General features: G+C 67.7%; 2 protein-coding genes. Both read right to left on the reverse strand.

Annotated features, from left to right (window positions below; genetic code table 11):
- Positions 1-365: 365 nt before the first annotated feature.
- Positions 366-845 (reverse strand): PPC domain-containing DNA-binding protein, encoded by a 480-nt coding sequence (locus ABZY11_RS43865; RefSeq protein ID WP_356484531.1) that lies wholly within the window; start codon positions 843-845, stop codon positions 366-368.
- A gap of 123 nt (positions 846-968) precedes the next feature.
- Positions 969-1,529, reverse strand: a complete 561-nt coding sequence (locus ABZY11_RS43870) for a hypothetical protein (RefSeq protein ID WP_356484532.1) — start codon at positions 1,527-1,529, stop codon at positions 969-971.
- Between the last annotated feature and the right edge of the window lie 1,099 nt (positions 1,530-2,628).

The following is a 2,628-nucleotide window of genomic DNA, read 5'->3' on the forward strand; positions in this document are numbered from 1 at the left end:
CGCGTTCACGCAGTTCATCGGGGTACTTACGGGGAGCAGCCATGATCGGCATCCTTCCGGGTCTTCGATGTCTCCATCAAACCCGGGGCGATTCATCGGGCCATCCCTGCCGGGCCCAGTGGTCGGTCATCCGGGAGACGGCGGCGAAGGCCTCCCAGTCGTGTCCGACGATCACTTCAGGGTCGTCAAGGTCAGACGGGGGTGCCGACGGGAATGCCCGCTCGTCGACCATCAGCCGAGGCGCCACGGATCTCGTCACTGCTCAAGGGCGAGATGACGACGAAACGGCACCGGCCCGCCTCTTCGGGAGCCACGCAACTGGCGCGGATGCCGTCGCGCCGAGCTCGGGGCGGAGCCGGGCGGGGTCACAGGGGCTGGGCTTCCTGGTGCGGGGCGAAGGTCAGGGTCGGGACAGCGTGTGGTCCGCACAGCGGCCGCAGCATCCCGGGGGAGAAGACCTCCTGGAGGAACATCTCCTGGATGAACTGCACCTCCGCCCGCAGCAGATGCGACACGCTCCCCGCGGTGGCGAGATCCTTGCGTCCGACCGCGACATGGATGTGCGGGGCGAGGGCGTCGTTCTCCGGGCTCCAGGCGAGGGTAGCGGAGCCGACGGCTTCCACCGTGTGCAGGACCGTCTCGTCCCATACAGGAGCTTCCGGGTCCTCCAGCGGGCCGCTCGTCCCCACCAGGCTCACCTGCCGGAACCCACCGAGGAACATCGGGATGATCGCCTGCCGGATCCCCATCTCCGCGCAGAAGCCGGTCAGCCCCGCGACAAAGTCGTCGCCGTCATCGAAGGCCAGCGCGAAGTTGCGCCCCATCGTCAGTTCTGTGTGCCGCATCAGCCACGTCCCTCCGCGGTCGTCCCGGCGGGCTCCTTCGTTGCCACGGGTGGCCCTTTTCTTCCCGCGCGGGACGCCCGGCCCAGAACCAGCGGCGTGCAACGCGCGGTATCGCCCTCGCGTTCAGTGCGCCTGCGGGTGGAGGACCGCGTACAGGGCATCCACCAGCTGCCGCTGGGTCGCCACAAGTCGTTGCTGAGTCACGAGGAGCAATTCACGGTTGGCCGGCGGCCAGGCTGGGAGATCATGGAGAACGTGGACCCAGGCCAAGTAGTGGTCGCCCGCGTCACGGGCAAACGCTACGACGGACCTAACCGGAATCTCGATCTCGTCCCGCGGGCCTTCGAGCCGTGCCAGATTGGCGTGCTGTTCCACGTCGGCGAGCGCCGCGCGAAGAGGCCCTTCTAGCTCCTCCACCGTACGGGCACGGATGGAGCCCTCCGGCGTCTTGATGAGAGCTATGAAGGCGGCAACGGCAGACAGCAAAGCGGCGTAGGTGTCCCGTCTCCCCTTCCACAGGGTGAGATCCTGCTGGCCTTCGTTGCTCGTGACCGCCGCTGTGACGGCGGCGTCGATTCCCTTTGACGCGGCCCGGGATGCCGCGACGAATGCCAGGGCTCCTACGACGAGCGCGCCAACCGTGGATATGACGCCGTTGAGAAGTGTGTACTTCCATTCATCCATGCCCAGATCATGCCGGTCCAGCGTGGGCGCGGGGTGTAGTTCAGTGAACGGTGAAGGGGACGTTCCCCGGCCTGCTCACCCGGCCCCCGATCACCCCATCCCTGCCCGCGCCACCGCCCGGGGTCGTACAGCGGCGCACACGGCACCATTTCGGCCAGGTTCCGGCGGCCGCGGTGGCGCGCCGCGGTCCGGAGAAGACCCAGGCGTTCCTGCGATGGATCGGCGATGGCCGGCACCTGACGGTCGCCCGCCGGCTCCGGTTCGCCGAGGCCCGGATGCTGGTAGAAGCGCTGCCGGGCGGGGACGTGTGGGATCCTGTCGAGTACGGGTACCGGTGCCGCACCCGATCCAGTGCCGGACTGCCGCACCTGCAGCGGACCGTGTCCTGCCCGACAAGAAATCAACTGGCATGCCCAGGAACGTAGAGCCCCGCCAACCGCACCAGGCCCGCCGTCACCGAACCGTCGTCAACCCTGCCGGGCTACCACCAAAATCCGGTCCGCTCCTCCTCGCGGCCCTTGCTGCCGGAGCCAGGTTGGGAAGGCGGTCAACGGTCAGTTCTCAAGGACGGCTACAACCTGGCCTATCAGAGCATCTGGCTTGGCCAGGCGACCGCAGCCGTCAACGTCCTCGATCACGCCCTGACACGCACACAGGACCCCACCGCCTGCTCCCTGCTCCACCTCCGCAAAGCCCGAGCGCTGGCCATGAACGGCGAAGCCCGAGCCTGCCGCCGTGCGCTCAGCGCCGCCGAACACGCCCTCAACACCGCCATAGCCGCACCACCTGCCTGGGCCTCCTGGTACGGCCACGCCGACCTCGCTGTGGACTCCGGTAGATGCCTCATCGACCTCGGCGAGACCGGGCCGGCCCTCCACCAGATCACCCAAGGCATGGCCCTGCTACCAACCGCCCGGGACAAGACCCGAGCTGTCTTTCTCACCTACCAGGCCGAAAGCCTTCTTCAACAGGGAGAGAGACTCTGCTGCCCAATTCGTTCAGGTGGAGAGTCGGTAGTTGAGTCGTTCGAGCTGGCTGTGGCGGGTGCGGTCGAGGGGGCCGGTGGTCCAGTGGGCGTCGAGTCGGATCACGTTGAGCG

It is taken from the genome of Streptomyces sp. NPDC006510, from assembly GCF_040611955.1.
In the GTDB taxonomy this organism is placed as follows: Bacteria; Actinomycetota; Actinomycetes; order Streptomycetales; family Streptomycetaceae; genus Streptomyces.